A 4,125-nucleotide genomic window follows, 5' to 3' on the forward strand; every position below is an offset into this window, starting at 1 on the left:
CAGCCCGGCATACTCCTCGCCCTCGGCGCGCGCGGCGACGTCGCCGCATTCCCGGTACTCGCCGACGCGGCGCGAAACCGCGCCGGGCATATGCGCCTCGCGGCGGTGCAGGCTCTCGGCCTGCTCGGCTGTCCAAAAGCCGTTCCCGTTCTGGCGCAGGCGGGCCGGAACGCATCCGCCCGCGTTCGGGAGGCCGCCGTTGAGGCGCTGCTCGCAGTCGCCGACGGCGCCGACGTCACCCCCCAGGCGCGTCAGCAGGGTCTCCGCGCCGCGCGACAACTCGCGGTCGCCGACGCGCAGAAGACGGCGATTGACGCAATCGAGGGGCGGTGAACTTTGAGCCTCGCCGGTGACGGGGCTCAAGTCGGATTCGCGACGGCGTGTCAGCGCGGCCTGTTCGCGGAGGCGATGCGGGGCACTGACGACCTTGATGTCGGCGTCCTCGCCCAGCATGGCAAGTAGGGTGGCGTCCCTCCGCAGCCGCCCGAGCGGTGCGCCATGTCAGGCACAATGGTGCAGCAGCATGGCGAGCAACAATGACCCAATCGCAGTCTGGTGGGAAAGGCGCTGGCAAGAGCGCCGAGCCGAGGCGCGTCAGGTTGACTGGGCCACGACGGCGAGCCAAGCCGACGCCATCGTGGCGATACTGGATCTCACGCCGGGGCAGCGCATTCTCGACATCGCGTGCGGCGCGGGTGCGCTCGACGTCGAGCTTGCCACCCGCGGCCTTGTCGTCACCGGGCTCGATATCTGCCCCGCTGCGCTCGAGATCGCGCGATCGCTGGCCGAGGAACGCAGCGCGCATGCGAACTGGATCTGCGCAGACATGAGGGACCTACCGCTCGGCCCGTTCGATGCCATCCTGTTGTGGGACGTGCTATTCGGGATACTCCCCAGCGACGCGGAAAACCAGCGCGTGCTTAACGGCGCGGCGCGGATCCTATGCCCCGGCGGGCGTTTCTACCTCGAGGTCTATACCAAAGAATTCGCTCTCCGACACGGCGTCGAGGGCAACCTCGTATACTCACCCGACAGCGACAGCTTCGTCAGTTCCGGCGGGGAGCGGAGACTGCTTCCCATGCGGTTGTACACCGGGGACGCGCTGGAGCGAATGCTTGAGTCGGCGGGGCTTCGTGTGATCGCCGAGAAAGGCTGGGGCTGGCGCGGCGATCCCCCTGGGCCGCCCTATCGGGGGAGGACAGTGATATCCACCGGGGAGGATTCTCCCGTCCGGCAAGCACCGTGAGGGCGCAAACGCTCTTGCGCCGTCGTTTGTATCACTCGCGTGCGTGGCGGATCGTGCTCCCACGCGACACATCAAACGCTTCCACCGACAGGCCCGGCGCGAAGCCGACGACCACAGTCTCTTCTCCCTCCCCGCGCAAACGCCGTAGATCTACATAGCCTCGGCCTGATACGACTCCTCTCTCTTGCAGGGACAAGTTGGGACCAGGTGCGCCGTCTGCGCCATCCGCCCCCGCCTCGAACATCCGCAGCGCCTCGTCGGTCGCCACAAGCAGGCCCGCGGTTCCGCCCGCCTCGCGCCCTGCCAACTCGATCACTTGCAGCGCCATCACCGCCTCTCCAAGCAACACACGCTGCCGTAACTCACCTGCCTCGGAGTACACCAGCAGAAACCCGCCCCGCTTGCCGACGACGATTTCCCGCGCCCCGTCACCATCCAGATCCGCGCCGGCGACACACGTCAAGGGCGTGACATCTGCACGCCAGTCATACCGCCCGCTCTTCAGCCGCAGCATGCCCAGGCCGTTTTCACTCGCGACCAGCGCGCGCGGATCTGCCGCGCCGCGATCGTCCCACAGCTCCAGCGCCAGACCCTCCCCCGCCGGCGCGGGAAGCCAGCGCACCACCTCCCGCTTCGCGCCGTCCACCACCGACAGCGTCGCCCACGGATTGTACAGAATCGCATCATCCACGCCGTCGCCCGTGACATCGAACCCCGGCGCCAGCGTCATCGTCTCGTGCGACCCATACGCGAAGTTGTGAGACAACATCCGCCCCGCCGCATCGAGGAATGACACGCGCGCGTAATTGCCAACGATGATCTGCGGCGGGCTGTCCGCCTCCGGCTGCCAGACAGCGACAGAGAACGGCACCGGCAGATCACCGCCCAACGGCAAGAAGTCGGTCCGCCACAATTCGATCCCGTCCGCGTCGAAACAGTACAGCCGCGCCTCCCAGGTCCCGACCAGCAGCACGCGCGACGCTTCGGCCAATTCGACGACACGCGCGCACGTCACCGCACCCGCAAAGCTCTTTCGCCACCGTTCCTGTCCCTCCGCGCCGACCACGACCAGCTCGCACGCATCGGTCGTGACGATGAGTTCGTCCTGCCCGTCGCCGTCGAGGTCTCCGACCTCCGCCGAACCGAAGCGCGCTTCGTTCGTGCCCGCCGCGCGAATGAACACCTCGCGCATCGTCACCCCGCGCCCGGCGTCGCCATCGAGGCGCAGCCGCACATACCGCGCGCGCTCGTTCATTCCCGCCGCGCGCCACCGGCCCATGGCAAACACCGTCCCCTTGTGCAGCGGCTCAATCGTGAACCCCGGCGCGAATGTCACTTCCTGGCCGCGCACGTCGCGCTCGAAACCATCCACACTGAACTCAACCGTCGCCCCGCGCGCCTGCATGTCCGACGCATCGGGAAGCGTGTTCGGGCGGCTCACCAGCCCGGTCGCGAACTCAATCGCGCCCACCTCGTACTCCCGCCGCAGGTCCAGGGTGAGCACCGGGCTCTGCCCCGCGGGCCACGACACATCACCCGACCACAGCGGGATGAAGCCGTCAACCAGATCATCCAAGCTCCCTGCCGCCGGCGGCACATCGCTCATCACGATCGGGTTGTCAACGTTCGCCAGGCGCGGCGTCAACGCGTCGAACCACCGGCGTGAGGCAGAGCGCGCGCCGGCTGGCGCCGGACGCACATCGGCTTCCGCCGCACCCGCCCGCGCCTTCTCCCCCGCCTCCCGCCACAGCCGCGCGAGATCCACGCGCGCCCCTGACGGCAGCGTCACCCGCCCCGCAACCATGCGCAGCCGCTCGCCGCGATACTCCAGGTACGACCCGCCGACCAGCGCGCTCTCGCCGGCATCGGTCAGATAGAACATCCGCGCGTTTGTCTCAAACGGCCCGATCCTTACTACCCCGGTCCCGGGATTCACACCCAGTAAGTCCCGCCGCGCGCCGGCATCCGTCATCAGACAATGCTCGCCGATCGCCCGCGCGTCGAATCCCGACCGCCTCCCCGCGCGCACGACGCGGAACACATTGCGAAACATCACGTGGTCGCCGGAGCGCCCGCGCACCGTTTGCACCTGCCGCAGCACCGTCGGATTCGCCGCGCCCTCAAGCCCTTCGCGCCCGCTGGTTTGCTTCACCCCGTCGGCGTTGACCAGGCGGAACAGGTACTCGGCGTCACATGCCTCCCATGCCTTTCCGGAAAGCGCCGCCGCCACCGGCGTCCGCCACGTGCAGAACACGGCGAATTGCCCATCGCGTTGGAGCCTGACCGTATCGACGACCGCGAAGTACTTGCCCTTGAGCCAGAAGATATGCCGCGTCCAGTCGCCGCCGGAGTAATCCGGCAGGCGCGTCGCGGTCATTGCGACATGCCCGAAGTCGGCCACCGCCGCGGCCTCGCACGCCGCCGGCTGCGGCTCCGCGTTCGTCCCGTCGCTGACATACACGGCATTGCGATAGAAGTTGCCCTGGCGGTCCGTGTTTGCGATGAGCCACACGTGGCCGTTGTCCGTGTAGCGGATGATCGAGTTCGCATCTCTGGGCGGAACGTTATCCGCCTCCAGCCCCTGCAGCCCTTGCAGCACCAGGTACTGCGCCGCCGGGTCAAACCGATTACGGAAACAGAGCTTCTCGAACGTCCGCTCGTACGGCGCGGTCGTGTACCACCGCCCTTGCTCTCGCGCACGGGCGCGGTCGTGGCTCAAGCGGTCGTAACGATACCGCCCGAGTGGCACTGTGAGCACGCCCAACCATTCGTCCGGCCTGTGCTCGCGAACCGCGCCCGGCCCGGCGGCGAAGGCGCGCGCGCCGTACGCCGACAGCAGGCCCCACGTGCCGACCCCCGTGCCCTGGAAATGCCGCAGC

Annotated in this window: 3 protein-coding genes; 2 read left to right on the forward strand and 1 reads right to left on the reverse strand. The window is 68.3% G+C overall.

Annotated elements, in window-relative coordinates:
- Both JSV65_05595 and JSV65_05600 read left to right on the forward strand, forming a co-directional pair.
- On the forward strand, positions 1–333 hold a 333-nt coding region (locus tag JSV65_05595; GenBank protein ID UCH35826.1), incomplete at its 5' end, for a HEAT repeat domain-containing protein.
- Positions 334–523: 190 nt separating this feature from the next.
- On the forward strand, positions 524–1,246 hold the full coding sequence (locus tag JSV65_05600) for a class I SAM-dependent methyltransferase (protein ID UCH35827.1): 723 nt from the start codon (positions 524–526) through the stop codon (positions 1,244–1,246).
- Between the two features lie 31 nt (positions 1,247–1,277).
- Here the strand turns inward: JSV65_05600 and JSV65_05605 are convergent.
- Positions 1,278–4,125 (reverse strand): PQQ-binding-like beta-propeller repeat protein (locus JSV65_05605; GenBank protein UCH35828.1); only part of this gene is annotated, 2,848 nt, incomplete at its 5' end.

Source organism: Armatimonadota bacterium (assembly GCA_020354555.1).
Taxonomy (GTDB): domain Bacteria; phylum Armatimonadota; class Hebobacteria.